At 65.0% G+C, this 25,655-nt stretch carries 28 protein-coding genes; 14 read left to right on the top strand and 14 right to left on the bottom strand.

Annotation, left to right across the window (positions count from 1 at the left end; translation table 11 throughout):
- Positions 1-59 precede the first annotated feature (59 nt).
- On the bottom strand, positions 60-908 hold the full coding sequence (locus A6723_RS29850) for an AraC family transcriptional regulator (protein ID WP_054907529.1): 849 nt from the start codon (positions 906-908) through the stop codon (positions 60-62).
- Positions 909-1,004: 96 nt separating this feature from the next.
- Here A6723_RS29850 and A6723_RS29845 point away from each other — a divergent pair, with 96 nt between their 5' ends.
- Positions 1,005-1,931, top strand: coding sequence for a LysR family transcriptional regulator (locus A6723_RS29845; RefSeq protein ID WP_054907528.1), 927 nt, complete (start codon positions 1,005-1,007; stop codon positions 1,929-1,931).
- 223 nt (positions 1,932-2,154) lie between these two features.
- On the opposite strand, the gene A6723_RS29840 is transcribed toward A6723_RS29845, so the two are convergent.
- Positions 2,155-2,439 (bottom strand): hypothetical protein, encoded by a 285-nt coding sequence (locus A6723_RS29840; RefSeq protein ID WP_054907527.1) that lies wholly within the window; start codon positions 2,437-2,439, stop codon positions 2,155-2,157.
- 71 nt (positions 2,440-2,510) lie between these two features.
- Positions 2,511-3,437: a LysR family transcriptional regulator gene (locus A6723_RS29835; protein WP_054907526.1), complete on the bottom strand. Its 927-nt coding sequence runs from the start codon at positions 3,435-3,437 to the stop codon at positions 2,511-2,513.
- Positions 3,438-3,649: 212 nt separating this feature from the next.
- Here A6723_RS29835 and A6723_RS29830 point away from each other — a divergent pair, with 212 nt between their 5' ends.
- Together A6723_RS29830 and A6723_RS29825 are read left to right on the top strand one after the other, a co-directional pair.
- Positions 3,650-4,600 carry an alpha/beta fold hydrolase gene (locus A6723_RS29830; RefSeq protein WP_054907525.1) on the top strand — a complete coding sequence of 317 codons (951 nt, stop codon included), beginning with the start codon at positions 3,650-3,652 and terminating at the stop codon, positions 4,598-4,600.
- A gap of 73 nt (positions 4,601-4,673) precedes the next feature.
- Positions 4,674-5,702: an AraC family transcriptional regulator gene (locus A6723_RS29825; protein ID WP_054907524.1), complete on the top strand. Its 1,029-nt coding sequence runs from the start codon at positions 4,674-4,676 to the stop codon at positions 5,700-5,702.
- A gap of 1 nt (position 5,703) precedes the next feature.
- Here the strand turns inward: A6723_RS29825 and A6723_RS29820 are convergent, their stop codons facing one another.
- Together A6723_RS29820 and A6723_RS29815 are read right to left on the bottom strand one after the other, a co-directional pair.
- Positions 5,704-6,159, bottom strand: coding sequence for a GNAT family N-acetyltransferase (locus A6723_RS29820; protein ID WP_054907523.1), 456 nt, complete (start codon positions 6,157-6,159; stop codon positions 5,704-5,706).
- A 43-nt stretch (positions 6,160-6,202) separates the two neighbouring features.
- Entirely contained in the window at positions 6,203-7,120 is a 918-nt protein-coding gene (locus A6723_RS29815) for a LysR family transcriptional regulator (protein ID WP_024763695.1), read from the bottom strand.
- Between the two features lie 97 nt (positions 7,121-7,217).
- On the opposite strand from A6723_RS29815, the gene A6723_RS29810 reads away from it, so the two are divergent.
- Positions 7,218-7,505: a DUF2218 domain-containing protein gene (locus A6723_RS29810; RefSeq protein WP_054907522.1), complete on the top strand. Its 288-nt coding sequence runs from the start codon at positions 7,218-7,220 to the stop codon at positions 7,503-7,505.
- A 243-nt stretch (positions 7,506-7,748) separates the two neighbouring features.
- On the opposite strand, the gene A6723_RS29805 is transcribed toward A6723_RS29810, so the two are convergent.
- Together A6723_RS29805 and A6723_RS29800 are read right to left on the bottom strand one after the other, a co-directional pair.
- Entirely contained in the window at positions 7,749-8,030 is a 282-nt protein-coding gene (locus A6723_RS29805; protein WP_037011736.1) for a type II toxin-antitoxin system RelE/ParE family toxin, read from the bottom strand.
- On the bottom strand, positions 8,027-8,254 hold the full coding sequence (locus tag A6723_RS29800) for a CopG family ribbon-helix-helix protein (RefSeq protein WP_024763698.1): 228 nt from the start codon (positions 8,252-8,254) through the stop codon (positions 8,027-8,029). Before A6723_RS29800 ends, A6723_RS29805 begins: the two co-directional genes overlap by 4 nt.
- Positions 8,255-8,494: 240 nt before the next feature.
- Here A6723_RS29800 and A6723_RS29795 point away from each other — a divergent pair, with 240 nt between their 5' ends.
- The 5 genes from A6723_RS29795 (at position 8,495) to A6723_RS29775 (ending at position 12,993) form a co-directional block, all read left to right on the top strand.
- Positions 8,495-9,880: a sodium:solute symporter gene (locus A6723_RS29795; protein ID WP_054907521.1), complete on the top strand. Its 1,386-nt coding sequence runs from the start codon at positions 8,495-8,497 to the stop codon at positions 9,878-9,880.
- Positions 9,881-9,907: 27 nt separating this feature from the next.
- Entirely contained in the window at positions 9,908-10,864 is a 957-nt protein-coding gene (gene speB / locus A6723_RS29790; RefSeq protein ID WP_054907520.1) for an agmatinase, read from the top strand.
- Between the two features lie 75 nt (positions 10,865-10,939).
- Complete coding sequence (locus A6723_RS29785; RefSeq protein WP_054907519.1) at positions 10,940-11,866, top strand: LysR family transcriptional regulator; 927 nt, start codon at positions 10,940-10,942, stop codon at positions 11,864-11,866.
- Positions 11,863-12,576 (top strand): phytanoyl-CoA dioxygenase family protein, encoded by a 714-nt coding sequence (locus A6723_RS29780; protein WP_054907518.1) that lies wholly within the window; start codon positions 11,863-11,865, stop codon positions 12,574-12,576. Before A6723_RS29785 ends, A6723_RS29780 begins: the two co-directional genes overlap by 4 nt.
- A gap of 15 nt (positions 12,577-12,591) precedes the next feature.
- Positions 12,592-12,993 (top strand): GFA family protein, encoded by a 402-nt coding sequence (locus A6723_RS29775; protein ID WP_024763702.1) that lies wholly within the window; start codon positions 12,592-12,594, stop codon positions 12,991-12,993.
- A gap of 131 nt (positions 12,994-13,124) precedes the next feature.
- Here A6723_RS29775 and A6723_RS29770 read toward each other — a convergent pair whose 3' ends face one another.
- From A6723_RS29770 to A6723_RS29750, 5 genes are all read right to left on the bottom strand, one after another.
- The gene (locus A6723_RS29770; protein ID WP_054907517.1) at positions 13,125-15,083 is read right to left on the bottom strand and encodes a DUF4105 domain-containing protein; all 1,959 of its coding nucleotides are present in this window, start codon (positions 15,081-15,083) and stop codon (positions 13,125-13,127) included.
- Positions 15,080-15,415, bottom strand: coding sequence for a DUF2388 domain-containing protein (locus A6723_RS29765; protein WP_024763704.1), 336 nt, complete (start codon positions 15,413-15,415; stop codon positions 15,080-15,082). Before A6723_RS29765 ends, A6723_RS29770 begins: the two co-directional genes overlap by 4 nt.
- A 37-nt stretch (positions 15,416-15,452) precedes the next feature.
- Positions 15,453-15,746 (bottom strand): DUF2388 domain-containing protein, encoded by a 294-nt coding sequence (locus tag A6723_RS29760; protein ID WP_024763705.1) that lies wholly within the window; start codon positions 15,744-15,746, stop codon positions 15,453-15,455.
- Positions 15,747-15,857: 111 nt separating this feature from the next.
- Positions 15,858-16,178 (bottom strand): DUF2388 domain-containing protein, encoded by a 321-nt coding sequence (locus A6723_RS29755; protein WP_024763706.1) that lies wholly within the window; start codon positions 16,176-16,178, stop codon positions 15,858-15,860.
- A 92-nt stretch (positions 16,179-16,270) separates the two neighbouring features.
- A complete protein-coding gene (locus tag A6723_RS29750; RefSeq protein WP_054907516.1) occupies positions 16,271-16,468 on the bottom strand; it encodes a DUF1127 domain-containing protein in 198 nt (65 codons plus the stop codon).
- A gap of 283 nt (positions 16,469-16,751) precedes the next feature.
- Between A6723_RS29750 and A6723_RS29745 the strand changes: the two genes are divergently transcribed.
- The 5 genes from A6723_RS29745 to A6723_RS29725 are packed head-to-tail and all read left to right on the top strand — an operon-like array spanning position 16,752 to position 23,470.
- Complete coding sequence (locus A6723_RS29745; protein WP_054907515.1) at positions 16,752-18,203, top strand: glycosyltransferase; 1,452 nt, start codon at positions 16,752-16,754, stop codon at positions 18,201-18,203.
- Complete coding sequence (locus A6723_RS29740; RefSeq protein WP_054907514.1) at positions 18,200-19,702, top strand: glycosyltransferase; 1,503 nt, start codon at positions 18,200-18,202, stop codon at positions 19,700-19,702. Before A6723_RS29745 ends, A6723_RS29740 begins: the two co-directional genes overlap by 4 nt.
- Positions 19,703-19,741: 39 nt before the next feature.
- On the top strand, positions 19,742-20,572 hold the full coding sequence (locus tag A6723_RS29735; RefSeq protein WP_054907513.1) for a bifunctional 2-polyprenyl-6-hydroxyphenol methylase/3-demethylubiquinol 3-O-methyltransferase UbiG: 831 nt from the start codon (positions 19,742-19,744) through the stop codon (positions 20,570-20,572).
- A 13-nt stretch (positions 20,573-20,585) separates the two neighbouring features.
- Positions 20,586-22,025 (top strand): hypothetical protein, encoded by a 1,440-nt coding sequence (locus A6723_RS29730; protein ID WP_175405597.1) that lies wholly within the window; start codon positions 20,586-20,588, stop codon positions 22,023-22,025.
- Positions 22,026-22,078: 53 nt separating this feature from the next.
- Complete coding sequence (locus A6723_RS29725; protein ID WP_139093102.1) at positions 22,079-23,470, top strand: hypothetical protein; 1,392 nt, start codon at positions 22,079-22,081, stop codon at positions 23,468-23,470.
- Here the strand turns inward: A6723_RS29725 and A6723_RS29720 are convergent.
- Together A6723_RS29720 and A6723_RS29715 are read right to left on the bottom strand one after the other, a co-directional pair.
- Complete coding sequence (locus A6723_RS29720) at positions 23,462-24,559, bottom strand: acyltransferase (RefSeq protein ID WP_054907511.1); 1,098 nt, start codon at positions 24,557-24,559, stop codon at positions 23,462-23,464. The genes A6723_RS29725 and A6723_RS29720 overlap by 9 nt on opposite strands.
- A 6-nt stretch (positions 24,560-24,565) precedes the next feature.
- Positions 24,566-25,654 (bottom strand): acyltransferase, encoded by a 1,089-nt coding sequence (locus A6723_RS29715; protein WP_054907510.1) that lies wholly within the window; start codon positions 25,652-25,654, stop codon positions 24,566-24,568.
- Position 25,655 lies beyond the last annotated feature (1 nt).

The raw sequence follows: 25,655 nt of genomic DNA, 5'->3' as shown, positions 1-25,655 counted from the left end.
CGGGAGCACCATGACGGCGGCGGCCCTTTCAGCCACAAGCCGGGAGCGACAAATTTCGATCATGCGCCGATCGACTGGCCCAGGCGGAACTGCTTGGGCGTGACGCCAAAGCGCTTGCGGAAGGCGCGGATGAAGTTGCCGCTCTGGCGGTAGCCGATGCGTTCGGCGATGCGCTCGATGGGCTGGTCGGACGAACGCAGCCAGATGCGCGCCAGGCTCAGGCCATCGCCCTCCCCGGTCTGCGCGGCGCCGCACCATTGGCGGTGCAGGCTCTGGTAGAGGAACTCGTTGGCACCCGGCAGCGGCGTGCCCAGCAGCGCAGTGGGCAGTTGCAGGAATGGCGTCGGCGTGACCTGCCGCGGCACATTCCAGAGCGTCAGCATTTCCTCGCAGCGCTGCCGCGGGCCGATCCCCACGGCGTTGAACACGCCCTGCGGCGAGCGGCCGATTCGTCGCGAGATATTGCGGATCAAGGTGAGCACGGCGGCGTCGAGGCCGAAGTGGTGCAGGTCCTGGGTGACCGGATCGAGGACCAGGCGAGTGTTCTCGCCATCGAACTCCAACCGCGCGTCCACGCAATTGGTCACCGACGGCACGTGCTCGCAAAACGCGCGCAGGCTGGTGCCCAGGTCCGGCGCGGAATCCAGCAGGATATTCAGCCCCTGCAAGCAATGGGTCGCCATGCCGTTGACCAGCTCGCAGCCGAAGTGTGGATTGCCGCTGGCCAGCTCGCACTCGCGCCACAGCTGCTCCACCTGCAGCGCTGGAATGCGCCCGCGGTGGTCTTCCAGCAAAGCTTCGGCAATGCCGGCGCGCAGGCGCAGGTCGACGGCGCTGAGCCCGAGCCGGGCGGCGTGCAGCAGGATGGTGCTGGCGAAGGCACTGGAGGCGAAGAGCAGGGGCGACATGGCGGGGTACCGGTTCAGCGACCGGTTTACTAGATCAGCTCGCTCTGTTATCCATCAAATTCATTCGACTCAACTCTTTGATGCGCAGGATGCATGATGGAACTTCGACAGCTTCGCCACCTGGCCGCCCTCGCCGACTTCCAGAACTTCCAGCGCGCCGCCGATGCCATCGGCCTCAGCCAGTCGGCGCTGAGCCGCAGCATCCAGACCCTGGAGCGCGATCTCGACTGCGAGCTGGTGGACCGCCAGAGTCGCGACTTCCGCCTCACCGGCCAGGGCCAACTGGTGTTGCAGCACGCCCGTCGCCTGCTCAGCGGCACCCGTTCGCTGCGCAACGAACTGGAGCAGTACAACGGCCTCAATGCCGGCGAACTGCGCTTCGGCTGCGGTCCCTACCCCGCCCAGCTGCTGGTGCCCGAGGCGATGGCGGATTTCATCCGCGCACACCCGGCCATCGACGTCGGCTTCCTGATGGGCGACTGGGAGCAGATGGCCCAGTTGCTCAAGGAAGAGCAGGTGGAATTCTTCATCGGCGATGCGCGCAATTTCGCCGGCGACCCCGACTACCAGGTGCGCTGGATGGACCTGCGCCCGGGGCGCTTCTTCTGCCGGCCGGGGCACCCGCTGACCGAGCAGGGCACGCTGCGCCTGGCCGCCCTGCTCGATTACCCGCGCGTCGGTACGCGCATCCCGCCGCCGCTGCGCAAGGTGTTGGCCGAGGTGCTCGGCGAGCGTGACTTCCACATGAACGTCGAGTGCGCGCAGTTCGCCGCGATCCTGCATATCGTCGCGCGTTCCGATGCAGTGGGCCTCGCCGCGGTGGAGGCTCTGCACGATCCGGTGCAGCGTGGCGAGGTGGCGATCCTGCAGATCGTCGACGTGCCCCAGGACCGCCCCGAGCTGCGCCTGCACTACGGCATCGTCAGCCGCGCCGGCTACGGCTTGTCGCCGGCGGCGCAGGCAATGATCGAGGCGATCTTCGCGGCCGATCGGCGCTTGCCGCGCGGAGGCTATGCGGGGTGACGGGGCGCACCGACGAGATGCTTCTGCGCTTGGGTCGGCCCTCACCCTAACCCTCTCCCAAGGGGAGAGGGGACCGTTCGGTGCAGGATGAAACCCCGGTGTCAGCCGGTACGGGCGGCTTCCTCTCCTTCAGGAGCGGGGCGCGCAGCCAGGGCTGGGGTGAGGGGAAAGCATCGGCACGGGCTTCCCGAGAAAGACAGTTGCTCCTATGCCTGCTGGACCATCAGGGATGCTGCGTGCTGCCGGCCACCAGCAGGTCGCCATGCAGCTCGCAGAAACACTCGTCATGCCAGCCGTAATGAGGATCGCGGCAGATCGAATGCTTCACCGGCCCGGTCAACTCGCCCAGTGGAACGCGGAGGCTGTCGCGCAACGCGGCGTAGATTGAGCCGGGCTGCGGCCAATCCGTGCGTAGCGGTCCTTCGCCCAACTGGTTGCCGGCACTCAGCTCCGCGCGAAGGATCGCGTCGAGTTCGGGGCACAGGCTGGCGGTAGGGATTCGCTTCATGGGGTTCCCGCTGTCGATGGCATCCGTTGGCGGCAAGCTTATCCACCGGCCGCATGCCTGGGAACGCTCGCCTAGCGCTCCAGGGCGATGCGTTGCTGCGGCGATTTCCGCAGGCCGGCGAACGCCTGCTGGATACAGGTCAGTGCCCGCTCCATCGCGTTCTCGAAGCGGTAGCGGCCTTCCACATAGAGACACAATTCCAGGCACAGCGGCTGCTCCAGCGGCAGCGGGCTCTGCTGCAGTCCCAACAGCTCGGCGACGCGGCTGGGCAGGGTCAGGCCGAAGGGCTGGCGGTCGGCGATCAGGCGTGCGGCCAGTGCGCTCTGCACGCTCACGGCGATGCTCCGGCGCTGGCCACGCAGGCCCAGCTCCAGGTCCACCGGCGCAAGCCCATCGCGGCGCTGCGACACCTGGATCTGCGGTACCCGCAGGTATTCCTCCAGCGTGCGCGGCGCCTGCTGCAAGGCCGCGCCATGGGCGAACACATAGTGGTCGCTGAGCAGGGGCAGCTTGCGCAGGCCGCTCTGCTGGGAAATCGGCTGGTCGATGTCGATCAGCAGGTCGAGCTTGCCGGTGGCCAACTCCTGCAGCGCCTCGCGGCGACGGCTCTGGTAGTAGCGCACCTGCCAGTCCTGCTCCGGCTGCTCGCACAGCGCATCGAGCAGCAGCGGCTGGAAAGCGTCCGGGCAGCTCAGGCGCAGGCTCCGCGTGGGCGTTGTGGCCAGCGCCGCGGGTGTGTGGTGCAGGGCGTCACGCAGGCTGTCGAGGGCGTCGCGGACGTGCCCGGAGAGCCGGTGCGCCACCAGCGTCGGCGCCACGCCCAGGTGCGTCTTGACGAACAGCGGGTCCGCGCAGAGCAGGCGCAGGCGGCGCAGCGCGTTGCTCATCGCCGGCTGGGTGAGGTTCATCACCTCGGCCGCGCGGGTGATGCTGCGTTGGTGGTAGATGGCGTCGAAGGCCAGCAGCAGGTTGAGGTCCAGTTGGCGCAGGTCGAGCATGGCGGGTACCGCATTGGGCGCGAAAGCGAGCGGTGGATGCTAGTGAGCGCCCTGCCCCGCGCCGCCAGCGCTACAGGACAATTTCCGATCATCCGTGTGCTGCGCCGATGAACGCGGTGCCGGCATTCGGCCGATGAATGCGCTTCGGCGATGTGCGCGAGACTTGGCATAGTGGTTCTCCCTGTGTCATCACCTTTCGCGGGAGCCCGGCCATGAACGAGTTCGAACACCAGCTGCTGGCGGTCAACGGCATCCAGCTCAGCCTCTACAGCTGCGGCCCGCTGAGTGGCAAGCCGGTCTGGCTGCTGCATGGCTTCCCCGAGTGCTGGCACTCCTGGCAGCACCAGATGCGCGTGCTCGCTGCCGCCGGCTACCGCGTGTTCGTGCCGGAGATGCGCGGCTACGGCCAGACCAGCGCGCCCGACGCGGTGGATGCCTATGACGTGCTGACCCTGTGCGCGGATATCCAGGGAGCGATGGATGCCCTCGGCCACGAGCGCGTAGCGATGGTCGGCCACGACTGGGGCGCCCCGGTGGCCTGGCACCTGGCGCTGCTGGAGCCGCAGCGCGTCGATGTGCTGGCCACGCTGTCGGTTCCCTTCGCCGGCCGCGCCAAGCGCCCCGCCGTGGAGATCATGCGCGAGGTGTTCGCCGGCAAATTCTTCTACATCCTCTACTTCCAGCAGCCGGGGCGCGCCGAGGCCGAGCTGGACGCGGACGTCGCCATCAGCCTGCGGCACTTCCTCGGTGACAACGTGCGCCTGGCGCCCGACCAGTCCCCCGATGGCCGCCTGTTCGACGGCCTGCCGACTCCGCCGCAGCACCCGAGCTGGTGCAGCGCCGAGGACTTCCAGTACTACGTGCGAACCTTCCAGGGCCGCGGCTTCCACGGCGCGCTGAACTGGTACCGCAACTTCGAGCGCAGCTGGCAGCGCACCGAACCGCTGGCCGGACGCAAGGTTGAGCAGCCGACGCTGTTCCTGATCGGCGACCGCGACCCGGTCGGGCGCTTCGAGGCGTACACCGTGCAGCGCATGCCCGAGCATGTGCCGAACCTCGAACAGCATGTGCTGGAGGACTGCGGGCACTGGATCCAGAACCAGCAGCCGCAAAAGGTGAATGCCTACCTGCTGGACTTCTTCACGCGCCATTACCCGGCCTGAATTCGTTGGCGCTTGTGGGCATCGGGCGCAATGCGTAAGGTCGGTCGCGCCGCTATCCCGAGCTGCCGAGCCCATGAGCCCACGTCCCGCCGACCTGTCCAACGCCTTCTATGCGCCGACCCTGCTGCCGGCCATCGAGGAGCTGTTGGCGCGCGGTGTGCCGGGCGATGAGCTGGAGGCGAGCTTCCGCCGCACGTTGCTGGAGCTGCGCACGCCGCTGGTGCGGGTACCGCTGTTCCTCTCGCGGCGCTTCTGGGACCACGCCGAAGCGGCCAGCGGCGAATCGGCTATCGGTCTGCTGGCGGGCAAGCGCTTCGCCTCGACCCTGACCAACGGCCTGACCTACCTGTTCGACGTGGCGCCGACCCTGGAGTCAGCCTGCGCCTACTTCTGCGAGTACTTCCCGTATTTCAACGGTTCGTTGCGCGCCGAGTTGCGCGAGGACCGCGGGCAGATCGCCCTGGTACTCAGCGAACAGGGTGCGCTGTTGTCCGGGCGGCAGAGCAGTGAATACACCGTGGTGGGTATCTGCAGCCTGTTGCGGCGCAAGCTGTCGGCCAGCGGCATTCCACTCGATCCCCTGCTGGCCATCGACTTGCCCGGCGTCGAGCCGGCCAGTCCGCATGTCTACCAGCAGGCGCTGCGCGTGCCTCTGCGCTGGCGCTCCGAGGCGGTGGTGCTGCACCTGGCACCGGAGCTGTACCGCCGCCCGCTGTCGCCGCCCAATGCCGAGCTGGAGGCCACCCTGGTCGGCCTGCTCGACCAGGCGCGCAGCCAGACCCAGCGTACCCTGCTGGACGAGGCCGCCGACTACATTGCCCGCGAACTGCCCCAGGGCGCGAGCTTCCAGGCATTCTGCGAGCTCCGCCATCTGACCGAGCGCACCGCCGCGCGGCGATTGCTCAGCCACGGCTGGCGCTACAGCGAACTGCTGGACGAGCAACGGCGCTTCCGCGCGCTGGACCTGCTGGAGGATCCGCAGCTGTCACTGGCACAGATCACCGACCAACTCGGCTACGGTGACTTGCAGAGCTTTTCCCGCGCCTTCAGCCGTTGGTACGGCACCAGCCCCGGTGCCTGGCGCGACGCCCTGCCCCGCTGAGTCAGGCGGTGCGGCGCATGCCGATGTGCGGAATGTCGTCTTCCAGATAGACCTCGGTCACCGGCGTGAACCCGTAGCGACCGTAGTAGCCCTGCAGGTGCGCCTGGGCCGAGAGGTAGATCGGCAGGCCGGCCCAGCGCTGGGCAATGGCTTGCAGCGCCTGCTCCATCAGCTGGTGGCCAAGACCGGTGCCGCGCCCGGCCGGCGCGATCACCACGCGGCCGATCACCACGTCGCCGTCATGGCGTTGCGGATCGAGCAGGCGCAAGTAGCCGATCAGTTGGCCATCCTGCTCCACCATCAGGTGACAGGTGTCGCCGACCAGGTCGAGGCCGTCGACTTCCTGGTACGGGCATTTCTGCTCCACCACGAAGACTTCGGTACGCAGTTGCAGGATGGCGTAGAGCTCTTCCTTGGTCAGGTCGCGGTGGTGCTTGCAGGTCCAGTTCAGGGCCATGTTCTGTTCACTCCGATCATCGAGAAGGCCATGGTAACGCGGCTCACACCGGCGCGTGGAAGCGCAGTGTCGCGGACCCGCCCAGGTGCCGGCGCAGCGCTTCGATGGCGACCTTGACCTTGGCCGGCTGGGCGTCGCGGCGCGGGGTGACGGCATAGATGCCGAACGGCGGCAATGACCACTCCGGCAGCAGGCGCACCAGCCTGCCCTCCTCCAGCGCCTCGCGCACTTCGGGTTCCGGTTGGCAGGAGACGCCGAGGCCATCGAGGGTGAACTGGCGCAGGGCGATCATGCTGTTGGCGGCGACGCGCGCCTCCAGGCGCAGTTTGCAGGTTTCTCCGCCCGGCCCGCTGAAGGTCAGGTAGGCCTGGTGCGCTACGGTGTTCAGTGCCAGCCAATCCACGTTCTGCAATTGCTGGGGATGGTCGATGGCGGCGATGCGCCGAAGGTAGGTGGGTGCTGCGCAGATGACGTTGTTCCATTCCGCCAGATGGCGCGCCACCAGGCTGGAGTCGGAGAGGCTGCCGACACGGATGGCGAGGTCGATGCGCTGTTCGATCAGGTCGATCTGCTCGTCATGGAAGAACAGCTGCAAGCGCAGTTGCCGGTGGTTCTCCAGCAGCGGCCGCAGCGCTTCGGTGATCAACTTGCCGGAAAAGCCCACCGGTGCCGCCAGCCGCAGTTCGCCCACCGGCGCTTCACGCCATTCGCCCAGGCGTTGCTCGGCTTCCTCGGCAATCGCCAGCATCTGCGCGCAGCTGCGGTAGAAGGCCTCGCCGGCTTCGGTCAGCGTCAGCTTGCGGGTGGTGCGGTGCAGCAGCGTGACCTGGGCGTGGGCTTCGAGCTTGCGAATCTGCTGGCTGACCGCCGAGGGCGTCATGCCGAGGGCCTCGGCCGCGGCGGCCATGGAGCCGCGCGAGACCACGGTGGCGAACACCGCCATGCCGCGAAGATTGTCCATTGTGAAGCTCCGCTAAAGAGTGAAAGGCAAAATAGCGGGTTTTTCCCTTGATTGCCGGCGCCTAGGATGTCATCTCCCAAAATGGAGAAGAGAAACGATGCCTTCGAGCCGTGCCACCGTCCCTACCCCCGATGCCGCGCGCTACCTCAAGCGCCTGTGCAACCACTTCGCCCACAAGCTGCCGGTCGAACTGACCGAAGACCAGGGCGTCCTGACCTTCGATTTCGGCACCTGCCGCCTGCACGCCACCGCGCAAGCCCTGCTGATGGAAGCCGAGTCCGCTGATGCCGAAGGCCTTGAGCGCCTGCAGAACGTGGTAGTCAGCCACCTCGACCGTTTTGCCTGGAAAGAAGGCCAGCTGCCGGTGAACTGGCAAGCCGCCTGAAATCACCTAGCGGAAAAGCGCAAAAACTGAAAAACCCGGCCAAGGCCGGGTTTTTTGTTGCCTGGAAAACGCCAGACGTCGCTCAGAGATTTTGACTGAATATTACCGGCTGGTCACAAAATATTCGTTCTTATCACTGAATGCTGCTGATTGACCAAGCAATATGCTTTTGTTCTATTGATCAATTTATGATCAATAAGAAAAGTCAATGCCTTGAAACATCTTGTAACCGTGTGGCCACTTTTACCCCGGGTTATCCACACGGTCGATGCGCAAAATCTGTACAGAGCGGCCCTTTACCCGGAAGGCGGCCTGGTACGGCCAGCGCTCGACACCCAGTTCACGCACGCCGGGGACTTCGCTCGGCACGCCGCTGCTGCTCAAGTCCAGGTTCGCCAGCGGGCTGACCTGCTCGACGATGTCCTGGATCGCTCTTAATGCCTTCTCCGGGCCGATCAGCACGACGTAGTGGTCATAGATGGCGTCCAGGTCGGCTGCGGCCTTGTGCGTCCACTGCAGGCTCATGCCAGCCCCCACTTGCCTTCAATGGCGGCGTGCTCCAGCAGGTGGCCGGCATCGGCGTCTGCCACGCCTTCATCGATGGCCGCCACGTGCCAGCTCTGGCGCTCCAGGTACTGCGCCAGGGCCTGGCGCAGGTGATACGGCCGGTCCCGGTGGGTGGCGCGGGCCAGTTGGTCCAGCGCCGCCACGAGGCTGTCATCGGCGCGGAACGAAACAACGGTGGTCACTTTTTGAACAGCTCCGTTTACGCTGTATACAGTGTTTACAACGATAACATACGTATACGAATCAAGCACTTGGCTTGAGCAGGTTTTTCTTCGGCAGACGCGACCAGGGCGCGCCAGGCGCGGGACAGGCCGCCACTTTCGCGCCGGCGAAAGTTGGCTTCCGGCATTGGGGATTTGTTGGCGAGGCGGGGCGCATCAGGCTTGCCGGGCGGCCCACACAACAACAACAGGAGCCCCGCGATGCTGCTCGATTACCTGATCATGCTGGTCTACGCCCTGGGCATGCTTGCCCTGGGCTGGTACGGAATGCGCAAGGCGCGCAACCAGAACGACTTCCTCGTCGCCGGGCGCCGGCTCGGCCCGGGCCTGTACCTGGGCACCATGGCCGCCGTGGTGCTTGGCGGCGCGTCCACCATCGGTACGGTGAAGCTCGGCTATCTCTACGGGCTGTCCGGCCTGTGGCTGGTGTTCATGCTGGGCCTGGGGATCATCGTCCTCAGCCTGGTGTTCTCGCGGCAGATCGCCAGGCTCAAGGTCTACACCGTCACGCAGATCCTCGAGCAGCGCTATCAGGCGTCGTCGCGGCTGATCGGCGGCATCGTGATGGTCGCCTACGACCTGATGGTGGCGGTCACCGCGACCATCGCCATCGGCTCGGTGACCGAGGTGGTCTTCGATGTGCCGCGCATCCCGGCGATCCTCTGGGGCGGCGGCATCGTCATCTTCTATTCGGTGATCGGCGGCATGTGGTCGCTGACCCTCACCGACATCATCCAGTTCGTGATCAAGACCCTCGGCATCTTCGCCGTGCTGCTGCCCATGTCGATCCACGAGGCGGGCGGCCTGTCGCGGATGCAGGAGGTGCTGCCGGCGGGCTTCTTCGACCTTGGCCACATCGGCCTCGACACCATCCTCACCTACTTCCTGCTGTACTTCTTCGGCGCGCTGATCGGCCAGGACATCTGGCAGCGTGTGTTCACCGCGCGCAGCGAGAAGGTGGTGCGCTACGCCGGCCTCGGCGCCGGTATCTACTGCATGCTCTACGGCCTGGCCTGCGCGCTGATCGGTGCCGCCGCCCACGTGCTGATCCCCAACCTGGCGGTGCCGGAGAACGCCTACGCCGAGGTCACTCGGCAGGTACTGGAGCCGGGCGTGCGCGGGCTGGTGGTAGCGGCAGCGCTGTCGGCCATCATGTCCACCGCCTCCGGTTGCCTGCTCGCCGCCGCCACCGTGCTGCAGGAGGATGTCTATGCGCGCTTCCTGCGCCCCGGTGCGCCCAACGGCCTGCGCGAGAGTCGCCTGTTCACCCTGCTGATGGGCGTGGTGATGCTGGTCCTGGCGTGCCTGGTGAACGACGTCATCGGTGCCCTGAGCATTGCCTACAACCTGCTGGTGGGCGGCCTGCTGGTGCCGATCCTCGGCGCCCTCCTGTGGCGCCGTGCATCGGCCCGCGGGGCGATCGCCAGCATCGTCGTCGGCAGCCTGGTGGTGGTTCTGTTCATGGCCATCGACGGCATCCTCGCCAATACCCCCATCGCCTATGGCCTGCTCGCCAGCCTGGTCACCTTCGTGGTGGTCAGCCTCGCCGGCAAGCCTGCCATCGGCCTGCAGCCGCAGGCCGACTGAATCCCTTTCGCAGCCAGGAGACGCACCGTGACCCACGACTTCCCCCAACCGTTGGACGCCGCCGAAATTCCCCGCTTCGCCGGCATTCCCAGTTTCATGCGCCTGCCCATCTTCGAAGACCCGGCGCAGCTGGACATCGCGCTGCTCGGCGTGCCCTGGGACGGCGGCACCACCAACCGCGCCGGCGCCCGCCACGGCCCGCGCGAGGTGCGCAACCAGTCCAGCTTGATGCGCAAGGTGCACCACGTCAGCCACATCGCCCCCTACGATCTGGTGCGCGTCGGTGACATCGGCGATGCACCGGTGAACCCCATCGACCTGCTCGATTCGCTCAAGCGCATCGAGGGCTTCTACCGGCGCATTCACGCCGCTGGCGCCATCCCGCTGTCGGTGGGCGGCGACCACCTGGTGACCTTGCCGATCTTCCGTGCGCTGGCCGCCGAGCGACCCATCGGCATGGTCCACTTCGACGCCCATTCCGACACCAACGACCGCTACTTCGGCGATAACCCCTACACCCATGGCACACCGTTCCGCCGCGCCATTGAAGAGGGGTTGCTCGATCCGAAGCGCACCGTGCAGATCGGTATCCGCGGCTCGATCTACGACGCAGACGATGAAGCCTTTGCCCAGGAGTGCGGCATCCGAGTGATCCACATGGAAGAGTTCGCCGACCTCGGCGTCGAGGCGACGCTGGCGGAGGTGCGTCGCGTGGTGGGGCAGGAGCCGACCTACGTGACCTTCGACGTCGATGTGCTCGACCCGGCCTTCGCGCCCGGCACCGGCACGCCGGAGATCGGCGGCATGACCACGCTGCAGGCGCAGCACATGATCCGCGGCCTGCAGGGCCTGAACCTGATCGGCGCGGACGTGGTGGAGGTGTCGCCACCGTTCGACCAGGGCGGGGCGACCGCACTCGTGGGCGCGACCATGATGTTCGAGCTGCTCTGCGTGCTCGCCGATTCACTGGCCGCTCGCCGCTGAGCGTCGTGGGGGTTCACGCGGCGGCGTCCTCGGCGCTATAACGAAAGGCCTGCGCCCGCCGCCGCGAGAACCCCCATGCTGGGCAATCTTTCCGATATCGACCTGCGCTTGCTGCGCACCTTCTGCACCATTGTCGAGGCAGGCGGCTTCACCTCCGCCCAGGTGCGCCTGAATACCAGCCTGTCGCGCCTGAGCGTGCTGGTGCGCGATCTCGAACTGCGTCTGGGCTATTCGCTCTGCCGGCGCGGCAGCAGCGGCTTCCAGCTCACCGATGAGGGCCAGGAGCTCTACGACGCGGCGCTCGGACTGTTCACCGACATCGAACGCTTCCGTGAGCAGGTCACCGGCCTGGGCGGGCGCAATCGCGAGATACTTCAACTGGGTTGCGTGGATGGCGTGCTTGGCCAGCACTGCTGGCCGCTGCCGCTGGCGATCCAGCTGTTCCGCCGGGACAACCCGCGGGTGCGCCTGAACCTGCATACGCAGCGCCCCGACGAGCTGGAGAACGCGGTTCTGGAAGAGCGCCTGCAACTGGCCATTGGCGCTTTTCACCATCGCTTGTCCGGCCTGCGCTACCAGCCCCTGTTCCGCGAGGAGCAGAACCTCTACTGCGCCCGTGAACATCCATTCTTCGCCCGCCAGGACGACGAGCCGACGCTGGAGCAGATCTGCGCTGCCGAGTATGTCGGGCGCGGCTACATGGGCGAGAGCCGGCGGCCCCACGGCCTGGTGTTCAGCCGCGCGACCAACGCCTACAGCATGGAGGCGATCGCCAACCTGGTGTTCAGCGGCACCTTCATCGGCTACCTGCCGAGCCACTATGCCGGCGAGTGGGTGGCCGATGGCCGCTTGCGCGCGATCCGTCCGGCGCAGTTGGCGTATGTCTCGGAATTCCACTGCGTCACGCGTCAGGGCGCGGAGCCCGGCGAGTCGCTGGCGGCCTTCCTCGATGCGCTGGAGCGTGCCCAGGCGCGGCTGGGCAGCGGCGTGGCGCCGGTGTGAACGCGCTGCGTGCCCTGCACGAGGACGGCTTCGTCCTGCTGCGCGGCCTACTGGACGCGGCACAGGTCGCCGAGGTGCGCACGCTGATCGACGGCCTGCGGCCGCTGCACTGGGATTACGAAGGGCTGGTGGACCACTACAAGTGTGTGTTCAACCGGTCGCCGCGCTGGCTGCCGTACCTCGATCCGCCGGGGCTGATCGAGCTGGTCGAAGCGGCGCTGGGCGGTGACTGCCATGTGATCGGCCAGACCGCCTGGCGCTGCCATCCGGGGTTCATCGGTGCGGAAATGCACCAGGACTACCTGCCTGTCGCGCTGCCCGCCGTCGACGTGCCGATGTTCATCTGTACCGCGCAGATCTACCTCGACGACATCGACGAGGCACTGTGCCCGACTTGGGTGATTCCCGGCAGCCACCGTGCCGGCCGCGCGCCGGGCCCGGACGAGTGCGCGTGGCAGGGCAGGGCCGCCGAACCGGTGCTGTGCCGCGCCGGTGACTGCCTGCTGCTTCGCAGCGACCTGTGGCACGCCGGCAGCCGCAACACGAGTCAGCGCACGCGCTACCTTTTGCAGGTGCACTATGGCCGGCGCATGGTCGCGCAGAAGTTCTCGCCCTACCTGGAGTGGACCTTCAACCCTGAGGTGCTCGCCGCCTGCACACTGCGGCAACGCCGGCTGCTGGGCGACCACGACGCGGCCGAGTACGACTGACCGGGAGGATCAACGATGAGTGCTGTACATGCCGGCGGCTGCCATTGCGGCCAGTTGCGCTACGAGTGCGATGCCGAGCTGAAGGACGTCGCCCACTGCCATTGCTCGATCTGCCGGCGCACCACCGGCGGCATCGTCACCACCTGGGTCACGGTGCCGTTGAAGAGCTTCCGCTGGACCCACGGCAAGCCTGCCGAGTACCGCTCTTCACCGCCGTGCGTGCGCTACTTCTGCCGCAACTGTGGTGCCCAGCTGGCTCTGTTCACCGACCAGGCGCCGGATACGCTGGATATCACCACGGCGACGCTGGAGGAGGTCGCCACCGTGGTACCGGATCGGCATATCTGGGTGAACAGCCGGCTGCCGTGGATTCATCTGGACGAGCAGCTGGAAGAGGAGTGGGAGGAGAAGCTCTAGTGCTCCGAGAGGGCGTCAAGGTGAAGCCTTCGTAGGATGGCGTGGAGCGCAGCGATACCCATCGCTAGCGGCTCAGCGGCAGCATGGGTATCGCTGCGCTCCACCCATCCTACAAGAGCAGTGGCGGAGTCTCAGGGCAACTCCAGCCCACCCGCTGCCTTGTGCAGCTCGCGCAGGTGCGCGCCGATCTGCTTGGTGTTGGTTTCCAGCGCGGCGAGCTCGTCGCGGCGCTCCGGGGTGAGCAGGGCGCGCACTTCGCGGTCGAGGTTGTCGCTGAGCTGGCGCAGGCGTTGCTGGCGCTGCTGGGTCTGCTTCTCCAGGGTCGCCGTCTCCGGCGCCTGGGGCAGGCCGTAGCCGCCGTCGAGGAGTTCGGCAGGGCGGCTGAGGAAGCCGCTGTCGTCGAGGATCTGCTGCAGCGTCTTGCCGGCGGCGGCGAGGTCGGGCTTGCTCTTCATGGCGTCCGGGTTGCTCAGGTACAAGCGTTTCAACTCATCCTGGGCCAGCAGCAGCTGGCGGCGCAGTGACGCCTGTTCGAGCAGCAGCAAGGCGGCGCTGGAGCGCAAGTCCGCCTTGTCGAACCACGGGCGGCGCTCGACAGCGGGGAGGGCGAGCCAGTCTTCGACCTTGTCCTGCGGCACCTTCATGCGCGTCTTCAGCACATCGAACATGGCCTGGTAGCGATCGCGGAAGGAATCGAAGCGATAGCCCAGGCGCAGCGCTTCCTTGGGGTTGCCCAGCACGCTGGCGTCGGCGATGCCCTTGTTCTCCAGCAGGCCGAGGACGCCATAGGGCGTAATGCTGTCCATGGTCTGCAGGCTCTGGCGCTGGATGCCGCTGCGCAGCAGCTTGAGCGTCTCCACCGCGCAGTTGTTGGACAGGAAGTAATAGTTGCCGTCGTAGCTCCAGTGGCTCTGCGCGGAGCGCTCCACCAGGCTGTTGACCTCGTCGCGGCTGAGCCTGAGCGGGATCGAGGCGAGGCTGCGCAGCTCGACCTTGGTGTACTCCTCGATCACTTGCGACAGTGGCAACACGAACAGGCGCGAGGGGTAGGCGCCGGTCAGGCCGTCCCAGCTGGACAGCTGCAGGTCGCCGACGAAGGCGCGGTAGGACAGCACCAGGTGCTGGTCCAGGTCCAGGCGGCACGCCGGGCCGCGCGGGCGGCCCGGCGCACAGACCACCAGGCGCAGCATGGTGTGGCCCCAGCGGCTGGCAATCTCGTTGTTGGCCTCGGCGATCAGGTAGTCGACCTCGTAGACCCGTTCGGGGTCGAGATAGCCCAGCGGCTGGCGGCCGAAGTCGCGGCCGGCGTTCAGGTAGGCGTACTGGGTCGAGCACTCGTCATGCGGGCGCTCGCCGAAGCGCTCTGCGTAGTAACGATAGAGCGTCGGGCGGCGGCAGGCGAAGCTGCGGTCGAGGAGGAAGTACTCCATGTTCACCGCGACGTACTCGCGCGGGTTGGTCAGCTCGTATTTGTCCGGGCTGCGCAGCAGGAAGCGATTGTGCTGCTCGCGCTCGCCATGTTTGCCGGCGTACTGCGGCCAACCGGCAAGGTCGAGCAGGCGCGGGTCGTCCGAGAGGGTGAAGCGGCGGCGGGTCTGGCCACGGCATTCATCCGGCGCGCCAACGCGGCCGAGGCTCTTGTCGCGCATCGTGCAGCGGCGGATCACCCGGCCTTCGTCGGTTTCCCAGAGGCGGGCGCGGTCGTAGAGGTGGGTCAGCTCATGGAGCAGCGTGGCCAGCAGTTCCCGGCGCAGGGTGCCATGGGTGCGGCCGGTCTGCTCGGTGGCGGCGGTGCCGTCGGTGAGCGGGCCAAGGTAGCGGGTATTCAGCGCGATGGCGCCGGGCCGCAGGGTGCGACCCATGCCGTTGCTGGGCAGGTCGTCGCGCCACTGCACCTGGACCTTGCGATCCAGGCGTGCGACGAAGCTGTCCGGCAGAGTATGCAGGGCCTCGTCGAGCAACTGCTGGCTGGCCTGGCGCTGCGCCGCGTTCAGGCCTTCGTCAGCCAGCTCCAGGCGGAGCGCGGCGTGGCTGCTGGCGGCGACGGTCAGTGCCAGGGCCGCCAGCCAGCGGCCAGCCCGGAGTCTCACAGAGCGAGGATGGCTTCAGCCAGGTCCTGGTCGGAAGCTTCGCGCGCCTGCGGCACCTGCTCGCGCAGCACCTTGAAGGCGGCTTCGAGCTGGGCGCCACGGATCGCGCCATCGCTGCCGACATAGCTGGCGGCATCGTCGCGGGCTTCGCGGACGACCTTCATGTCGCGCACGGACGTGGTGGTGTCCGAGGTGAAATCGATGCTGCGGGCGAATGCGTTGGTGGTGATGTTGAACACGCGGACCACCGACTGGGCCTGGGCGGTGGACGCGCAGGCGGCGAACAGCAGACCGAGGATCAGAGGGCTCTTGGACAGCGAACTGAGGCGCATGGATGTCTCCGAAAGGGCAGCGAGGGCTGCTCACAACTTATTTGGCAAGAATGGCTTCGGCCAGTTCCCGATCATTCGCCGCCAGCCCGGGGTGTTCCCGTCGCAGCCAGTGCAGGGCCGCTTCCAGGCGCGCACCGCGCAGGGCGCCGTCGGAGGCAACGAACAGCGCCGCGTCATCGCGGGCGCCGCGCAGCAGCTTGTTGTCGAAGGGCGCGCTGGTGACCTGGCTGGTGGCGTAACTGGTACCCACCGGAAACTGGGTCGTCTGGTCGAATGCCTGGGCAGGCAGGGAACAGGCAAGCAGCGGCAGCAGGAAGAACAGGGTACGCATGGGCTCGGACGATCGGAAAAGCACGGCCGACAAGGCTAACGGAATGCGCTGTGGAGAGCCAGCGCAGAGCGCCGGGCGGAGCGCCCGGCGCGGCAGGGGTCGAGCGGTGGATCAGATGGTCAGGATGGCCTGGGCCAGCTGCTGGTCGTTGGCGGCCAGGGTCGGCAGCTTGCTGCGGATGTGGGCGAGGGCGGCTTCCAGGTGCGCACCGCGAATCTGACCCTGGCTGGCGACGAAGGTGGCGGCGTCGTCACGGGCTTCCAGGACGATCTTGTCATCCTTGAAGGAGTTGCTGATATCCGAGGTGCCGTCGGAGGTGGCACCGGTGGCGCGTACCGACAGGTCGGTGGTGTAGACGAAACTGGTGGCGAAGGCGCCGGTGGTGCAACCGATCAGGGCGGCGGCGGCAATCAGGCGAAGGCTGTTCTTCATGGAGTGGCTCCGGATAAGACCAAACAGAGGTGGCCGGGGCGGCCACTCTAACTGTGGTCAGACTAGCCAAGACTGATCGGCGTCACCAGCATTCAGCGCCAGAACGGTTTCGAGATTTCTCTCACACGCTCACTGGGACTGATGCCCAGGTCGGCCAGTTGCAGGCTGCTCAGCTCGGCAAGCTGGCGGCGGGTGCGGGCGTTTTGGTGCCACAGGTGCAGCAGTTTCCAGACGGTCCGTTGCGACCCGGAAAGGGATTCAGCGGGCACTGAGGTGAGGGCGCGCTCCATGGCTGTGTGTCCTTCGGCTCCAGATGGCGAGCGAGTGGTATGGGAGGACATGATCAGCCCGAGTGGCGATGACTCTCCAGTCACAGGAGGGGGAGATTGTTCCGGGTCAGTTCCCCGATTTTCACAACTGTACGGCCCCGTTATCGCCTCAGCTGTACTCAATGTATCCGGATGCTTGCCAGCGCCTCGAAGAACTGGTGCTATGCACCAATTCCTTCAAAACGAACCGGTTTAACCGTTCGTTCCATAACAAAAACAACGCAGGAACGGGGCCTGCGTACGCATGACGGATCTGCTTATTCTCATTGGCTCGAAAATCAGCCAGGACACCATCCACAGCTCGCTGGGCAAGCCGGAATACAGTTACTACTTCCTGTTGAAGGAGTTCCTGCCAGCCTTCCAGGCGATCGGCACGGTGGTCGAAGTGCGCAGCATCGCCGAGGTCGAGTCTCTCTACGATCAGCACCATGCAACCGGTCGTCCGGTGGTGTTCATCAGTGTCAGTCCGCCGCAACAGACGCCGTTGGGCCTGCGCTGTCCGACCATTCCGCTGTTCGCCTGGGAGTTCGACAGCCTGCCCGATGCAGCCTGGGACGGAGATCCCCGCAACGACTGGCGCTATGTCTTCGAGCGCGTTCAGGGTGCCATCGCGACCAGTCGCGAGGCGGCCGCGCTGGTGGCTGGGCAACACCAGCAACTGCCTGTGCTGGCCGCTCCCGCTCCGATCTGGGAGCGTTTCGGTGCGGGGACGGTCGCGCCCGTTCGCCCGGCCCAGGGCGAGCGCCGCATTCCATTCTCCGGCGTCGTCATCGACAGCCCGTTGCTGGGCCTGTGTGCCGATGGCCTAGTGCGTCGCCCCGACGCCCAGGCGCCCGAGCCGGCAGCTGTCGTGGAGCCCCCGAAGCCGCCTTCGCGCTGGAAACAGCGGCTGGAAATCGGCCGGATCCTGTTCGACGGCTGGCGCCGGGAGGTATTCGGCACGGTAGAAACCGTGGCGAGCAGTGCGCCGGCGCTGGTAGCGTCGCCCATCCGTGACGTCCAGGTTCAGGGTGTGGTTTACACAACGGTCCTCAACCCTGCCGACGGCCGGAAGAACTGGATCGACCTGATCACCGCCTTCTGCTGGGCTTTCCGCGATACGCCCGATGCGGTGTTGCTGGTGAAGATGACCCACCACGACCTGGAACATTATCGGGTCGTGCTGATGACACTGCTTTCCCGCCTGGCGCCTTTCTCCTGCCGGGTGGTCGTCCTGCACGGTTTCCTCGAGGACGACCAGTACCAGGCCATGGTTGCGGCCACCGATTACTACGTGAATGCCTCGTCGTGCGAAGGCCTCTGTCTGCCGCTGATGGAGTTCCTGAGTGCGGGCAAGCCGGCGCTGGCCCCACGACACACGGCGATGGCCGATTATCTGGATGAGCGCATGGCGTTCGTCGTCGAGGGAGCCTTGGAGCCGACCTGCTGGCCCCATGACCCCACAGGAATGCTGGTCACCCATCGGCATCGGTTGAACTGGGAGTCGCTGATGCAGGCGTTTCGCCGCAGCCATGCGCTGGCGACCGGTGAGCCGCAGCTCTATGCGCAGATGTCTCGCGCCGCCAGCCGCCGCATGGAGGCGTTCAGTTCGTTGCAGGTCGTGGCCGGCGCGCTGGAGGCCTTTATCGCCGAGGTCCTGGATACCGAACGCTCGGTGCCTGCCCCAGCCCGTGTCGCCGGAGGAATGGCGGAATGAGATTCCTGGTTCACTCCGAGGTCAACAGCGCGCGTATCGAAGCGAGCCTGGGGCTGCCGGATTACAGCTACTACTTCGTGCTCAAGGAATTCCTCCCGCTGCTGCGTGGCCTGGGCGAGGTAAGGGTGGTGGAGCAGGTCGAGGAAGTCGATTCGCTCTACCGGCAAGCCCGCGAAGAGGGCGAGGAGTGCGTTTTCCTCAGCTTTGCGCCGCCGCACAAGACGCCGCTGAACCTGCAATGTCCGACCGTTCCCGTGTTCGCCTGGGAGTTCGACTCCATCCCCAACCAGCAGTGGCTGGAGGATGATCGGCAGAACTGGGCGGCGGTGCTGCAGCGTTGCGGGCGCGCCATCACCCATTCCGGACTGACCGTCGAGGCCACACGGGCCGAGCTGGGCGCGGCGTTCCCGGTGGTTTCCATCCCCGCGCCGGTGTGGGACAAGTTCGCACCCTTGCGCCAGCAGCCCGCGGGCTTGCCGAGCGAGCCGATAACCCTGACCGTTCGTTCCGGCGTTGTCATGGATACCCACGACCTGTCGCTGGCTCCCTACATTCCCAACGCCGATGCAGTCACCCGTGCTGTTGCCAGTGCGCGTGCGCGGGAGTTGCCGGTAGCCGCGGTCAAGGCCGAAGTTTCCGAGCCCGAGGCCAAGGCGCGCCAGTCGCTGGCACGCATCACGCTGCGCTATCTGGTGGAGTGGTATCGCCTGGCCTGGCGAGCGCCGGTTGCGCCGGTCGCTGCCGAGCCAGCCCCTGCGCGGATGGAGCCGCCCAACCCGGTGGAGCCCGGTGGCCTGCCGGATGTGGCAGTAGACGAGGAGGCGATGCCTGCGCTGCCGTTTGGCGAGCATCGGCTGACCCTGTCCGGCGTGGTCTTCACCGCGGTGTTCAACCCGTACGACGGCCGCAAGAACTGGGTCGACATGCTCACGGCGTTCTGCACGGCGTTCCGCGATAACCCGGAGGCCACGCTGCTGTTCAAGCTGGGACATCACGAGTACGAGTCGGCCATGAACGACATGCTGATGTGTATGGCGCGCATGCCGGCCTTCGAGTGCAGGGTTGTCCTGCTGCACGGCTATCTGGATCGTTCCGAGTTCGACGAGCTGATCCGTCACACTGCGTATATCGTCAACGCCTCCCATGGCGAGGGCCAATGCCTGCCGCTGATGGAGTTCCTCAGTTGCGGCAAGCCGGCGGTTGCGCCGCGCCATTCAGCGATGGTCGATTACATCGACGAGAGCGTCGCCTTCGAGGTGGCAACCTGGCTGGATGCGACTGCCTGGCCGCACGATCCGCGCCTGGCCTATCGCACGCTGCGCCACCAGATCGACTGGGCCTCGCTGGTCGAGGCCTACCGTGCTGCGTTCCAGTGCTATACGCAGCAACCGGAGCGCTATGCACGCATGTCGAATGCGGCGATAGAAAGAATGCGGACGCACTGCTCGCTGGAGGCCGGTCGAGGTCGCCTCGAGGCGTTTCTGGCGGCGTGCGCCTGAGGGCGCCGCGGCACACACGAAGTCATTGCGGGAGCAGACATGCTGGAGTTCATCAAGAGCCTGGGGCGCAAGCCGGCGCCCGTCACCCAGCCGCAGGAGGCCACGCCGCCTCCAGCAGCGCCGGCGGAGGATCTGTCGACGCTGACCGATACCTACCTCAGTGGCTGGTTCCACCAGGAAACCGATGAGCTGTTCGAGGGATTCCCGATCAGTTCTGAAGACTCTGTGCTGGACATCGGTTGCGGCGACGGGCCTTTCGTTGCCTTCTGCGCCCAGCGCGGCGCCGAGGTGATCTTCGCCGACATCGACGCCGACAAGGTAGCCGGCGTCGAGCGGGCATTGCAGGGGTCCAATGCCCGCGCCATGCTGCCCCTGGTCACCGACGCCAATCCGATCCCCCTGCCAGATGCGCGGGTGGACAAGGTCGTGGCGATGGAAGTGCTGGAACACGTCGAGGATCCTGCGCAGTTCATGAGCGAACTGGTCCGCGTCGGCAAGCCCGGCGCGCTCTACCTGATCACCGTGCCCGATCCGCTGGGCGAAAGCGTGCAGAAGGAACTGGCTCCTGCCGCCTACTTCGAGCACCCCAACCATATCCGTGTCTTCGAGCGCGACGCCTTCGAGCAGTTGATCCGCGACGCCGGCCTGGTGATCGAGCGCCAGGCGCATTACGGCTTCTACTGGTCGGTGTGGTGGTTCTTCTTCTGGGCCTGCAAGCAGGACCTGTCGCCGCCCTGGCACCCGCTGCTCGATAGCTGGACGCGCACCTGGAACATGATGCTTGCCACGGAAGAAGGGCCGCGCATCAAGAAGGCGCTGGATCGGGCAATGCCCAAGAGCCAGGCGATCATTGCGCGCAAGCCTCTCTGACAAGGATGTAGCAATGACTGGAGTCACGCGTATCGGCACCCTGCTGAGCTGGCTGGGCGGCCGACACGGACAAATGGCAGCCGCGCTGCTGGTGCTGCTGGCAGCCTTGGTGGTTCGTGTGGGAATGGGCTTCGAGTTCCCCATTCCCTGGAATGACGAGACGGCCTTCACTTCGCAGGCGTTCGAGTTCAGCCGAACCGGCAGCTTCTTCGTCTATGGACTCAACGCCGAGCGCATCGTCATGTGGATGCCGCCAGGCTACATGCTGCTGCTGGCCGGCATATTCAAGGTATTGGGCTATAGCTTTGACTTGGCGCGCTGGGTATCGACGTTGCTGTACCTGGGCAGCTTCTGCGTGGCGCTGGGCATCTTGCGCAGTCTGCGCCTGGATGGCTGGAAAGCGGGCATCGCAGTGTTGCTGACGCTGATTGCCTTCCTCTCGCCCTATACGCTAGCCATTTCCAACATGGCGCGGATGGAGGCTTTTTACACTCTGATCTTCCTTGGCTCTCTCTGGGCCATGTTGCGCGAACGTCCTGGATTGGGCCTGGCGTTGGTTCTGCTGGGGGCGACTGTCCATTTCAACGCTGTCTACATGCTTCCACCCTATGCATTGCTCGTCGCCTGGAAGATCCTGCGGCGCGAGGATTTGCTGATTCGCCCGCTGGAGTTGCTGATGCTGGTGCTGGCGGCTGTCGCGTTGATGGCATACGGACTGTTCGCGGTGAAGCACATTGGTGCGTTCGCCGACGATATGCGATTCCAGTTTGCCTTCAAGATGGGCTCCCCGGTCATGGATGGCCCGGGTGGCTGGTTGAAGGTGGGCTCGCTGTTCGTGCTGGCGCTGGTGCAACTGGTCGCACGCAGGGACCTGGGCAAGGACGTGGTGCTTACGTTCTACGGCGCAGGCTTTCTGGCGTTGTCGCTGAATGGCCACAATATGTGGTACAGCTTCGCGTTGATCTTCGCCATCTGGCTGGTATTGCTGGGGCTGCTGCAGAGTATCCAGGATCTGCATACGCAGCTCTGGGCGCGTGGGGCGACTGCCGTGCTGGCCGTCGCGCTGCTCTACCCGCTGGGTCATTACGCCTGGGCCCGTACTTCCCTGTTCGAGCCGATGTGGCCGCGCGCAGCCCTGCTGCACCGGTCGTTCCTGGCGCCGCGGGAGGTAGAGAAGATTCGTGTCTGGGTTGCGGCGTTACCGCCGGGCACAACGGTCTCGTTCGGCTATTCCGGTGTCGAACCGTTCTTCTTCAATGAGTTCGCAAAATCCGGGGCACGTTGGAGCATTTCCGGGGACAGCATGATCCAGGTTGCTCCGCCGCGGACGAACGACTACCGGGTGTTTTGTGACAGCGCGCTGTTCCCGCCTTATCTGGCGGTGTATGACTGGGACGGCTATCCCCGCAAGAGTCAGGACACAGGTTGCAGCATCATTCGGCAAGGTAAGTGAGCAATATGAAAGCAATGCCAGCGGCAGCCGCTCGGCGTTCGTCAGTACTCTGGGTGAACAGCCTTGTCGGGCTGCTGGTCCTGTCGTTTTCCTGGGTCACCGCACGATACGCATTGCGCAACAGCTACTTTATCGGTGATGACTACGACCACTTTCAGTTGATTGGTTCGATGTCGTTCCTGCAGTACCTGTTCACTCCGATCGATGTTCACTTTGTGCCGTTGCACCGACTGTTCAGTTGGTTGCTGCTCAAGCTCGCGCCTCTGAATTTTGACCTGGCGCTGCTGATATTGATGGCATTCCAGCTGCTTTCCACCCTGATGCTAGCGCTCCTGCTGCGACGTCTGCGTCCCGCCGGCCCTTGGAACGGACCGCTGCTGGTGCTGTTCGCCTGCAGCAGCCAGATGCTGCCGCTGCTGGCATGGTGGAGCGCGGGGATTCATCGGTTTCCTTACTTGCTGATGTGTATCGCCTGTCTGTATTTCTACTTGGGGTATCGGGAGCACGGGCGTTGGCGCGATCTGCTGGCTTCCTGGGTCTGCCTTGTTCTGGCTTTCGGTTTTTACAGCAAGGCCGTGCTGATCCCGGTCTACGTGCTGGCACTGGAGTTTTGCCTGAGCTGGCGTCTGGGGTTCGCCGTGCTGCGCCGCTATACGGTCGGGATGGCGATGTTGCTGGCAGTCGCGGTCTATATCGGTTGGTACCTGCTCTACGCACCGGTTCTTCGGTTGCAAGGAGCCTCGTCGATCACGGTCGCCTCCGAGATCACTCTCGCGTTCATGCGCACATTGGCTGATGTACTGGTTCTGCAGCAACCTGGCCCATGGAGCTGGCGCGGGGCTCTGGTGCTCGCCTGTTTGGCACTGGTCGTCTTGGTGACTTGCCGCGGACGTCGGGAGAACCTGATCTACTGGCTGTTGCTGCTGGCGTTGGTAGGACTGAACTTCGTCATGATCAGCAGCTCGTCCCGCGGTCAATTGTTCGGTACCAAGTTGGCCATGATGCCGCGCTACTACTTCGAAGTGCTCTTCATTCCGGTGATCTTCTTGTGCCTGATCCTGAACCCGGCTGATCCGGGGCGCAGTGGTAACGGTCGCAGACAGCGTTCCACGGGTGTCTTGGCAGTCAGCCTGGCTGTGCTTTATCCGCCGCTTGCCTATCAGGCTTCAAAGGCGCAGTTCACCGAATTCGGGGTGGTCTACAAGCAGACGCACCGGTATATGAATCGGCTGCTTGCCAGTCTGGACGCATTGCCGCCGGATCACCCGGTGCGGATCGTCGAAGGAAGCCTGCCTTTGTACGTCTATGGCGATTGGCTGCACATCTACAAGCCCTATGCTGCCGTGCTGCCGTTGCGCAATGCGAAGCTCGAGTTCGTTCCGCGCGACTTGGCCCAGTACGAAATCGATCAGGATGGCCAGGTGAAGCCCCTGCCGTCACCCTGAGTGCCTGTCGGTTCTGGTGCTCGACTCTTCCTCGGCGGTTTTTTCCTGGCGATCGGTTCTGCCGGGGCTGGCCAGGTGCAGTAGCCACGTCTTGCCCGGCAGCTCGATCCAGCGGTAAGTCGCCATCGAGTAAACCAGCAGCCCGCCAAGGTAGATGGGCGTAAGTGCGGCGTGGCTCAGTCCAAGCCCCTTAAGTCCAGTATCCACCAGCATCAGTACCACCAGATGGTTGAGGTAGATGGAGTAAGAGATCGTGCCAAGCCACTGGCAGCGTGCGATCAGTCGGGCCGGCAGACCCTGCTCCAGGGCAAAGAGCGTTACCACCGCAGCGAAGACCCAGGGCGCAAAGATCTGCATGGATTGCATGCTTTCGCCACGGCCGAAGAAGAGCGCCAGCACGCAGAGGATGGCGATCAGCTCGGCCAGCGTGATGGCTCGAGGTTGCCAATCCTGATTACGGGCCCAAAGCCAGCCGCGATAGGCCAGAACGCCGAGCACAAAGGACGACCAGCCGCGCAATAGCCCGGAATTGATTACCTGGAAATAGTTCTGGTAAGTCGTGTCGATGCTCCCGGTCATCCCGTGGATGATCACCAGTCCGGCGATACTCATGATCAGCAGGCTCAGGCTGCTGGTGGAGCGGCGCACCCAACAGAAGAACACCAGGTTCAACCAGAACTCCACGGAAATGGACCAGCTCTGCACGTTCCAGGTCTGGCCGTGGGGGTTCAGGCCGATATTGTGGGTCATGGTCAGTTGCTGGACGAAGGTGAACAGCGTGCCATCGGGATAGCGGGGAATGCTGCCGGCCAGCAGGGTATAGACGACCGCGTAGCTGAGTAGGCCGAACAAGTGCATTGGGTAGAGACGGGCGATGCGGCTCAGGACGAAGCGACCTGTGCTGACCTCGCGTTCGGAATACAGATACCGATGGGCGAGGATGAAGCCGCTGAGTACCAGGAAGAAGTCTACGGCGAGGAATCCGGCAAAGCTCAATAACCAGTGGAATAGCGCGACAGCGACAGCGGCGATACCGCGCAAGCCATCCAGTGCATGGAAATAGGTCTTGCTGTTCTGGGGTTGATTCATGCGCTGTCAGATCTCGCGGCCATGAGGAAAAGTCCCGGGGGCGGGAGTGTTGAGCTTGCCCGGAGCCATGCTGGAGAAGCCTCGCCGCTGCAGGCGATAGTTGTCGATGAGGGTCTGCAGCTTCATCAGGACGAGTGAGATTGCCAGGCAGATAAGAATGCAGGCGGGAATTGCGGCTCCTTCCTGTCCCTGGAAGCCCAGCCATTTTTCACTCAGGTAGAAGGCCAGGAAGTGGCTGATGAAGACTGGATAGGCAAGGCGCCCCAGTCGATTGTCCAGGGCCTTCAACCAGGGCTCACTGATTTGAGCCCGCAGAGCGGCGGCTACCAGCGGCCAGGCAAGTACCGCCCCCAGCAGCGCCTCCAGGGCAAAACGGTTTTTGAATAGCCCAAGCGTTGGCGCCACGCCAATCAACATCAGTGCATAGATCGTCCAGACAGTCTGCAGCAGCAGCCGGTAGAAGGTCTCGGTAGTGCTGCGCGCGTAAGCGCAGCCGGCCAGGAAGAACACCAGCACGCCAAAGATGAATCGGTAGCCGAAGTTGTCACTGTTGAAGGAGCCGCTGCCGAAGAACAGAGCGCTGATCTGAATCACCAGCGCTGCGCCGGCCAGCATCGCGAACCGATTGCGCGGCAGCATAAAGATCAAGGGCAGGAGCAGGTAGAAATGAAATTCGCTGGCGAGCGACCAGGCAGGTGGAATGATCGGGTGAGGGAGGATTCCCTCGATCGTCAGGGGTGGAAATACATAGTTGGCGGGCAGCAGCGCCAGATTGAGTGCAATCTTGACCAGGCTTGGTTCCTGGTTGAGGAACAGCACGTGCTCGGCGGGGCCGAACCAGGCAATGGCGGCAAAGCTGGTGAGGGCGACCAACGCATACTGGGGGAACAGCTTTAGTATCCGGTCGGCATAGAACGACCGGATCGGTGTGCTGGAGTGCTCGATGAAGCGCGTGTAGCTCCGCTGCATCAGATAGCCGCTGGTGAAATAGAAGACGATCACGGAGACTACACCGGGATTAAAGGTGAATCCCGCGCCGGTCGTATGTGAGAGCAGTACCAGAATGGCCAGGAAAAAGCGCGTGATGCCCAGCATG

Origin of the sequence: Pseudomonas sp. AU11447, assembly GCF_001672555.2 — a bacterium.
Lineage (GTDB): Bacteria > Pseudomonadota > Gammaproteobacteria > Pseudomonadales > Pseudomonadaceae > Pseudomonas > Pseudomonas nitroreducens.
This window is presented reverse-complemented; position numbering and strand designations above follow the sequence as displayed.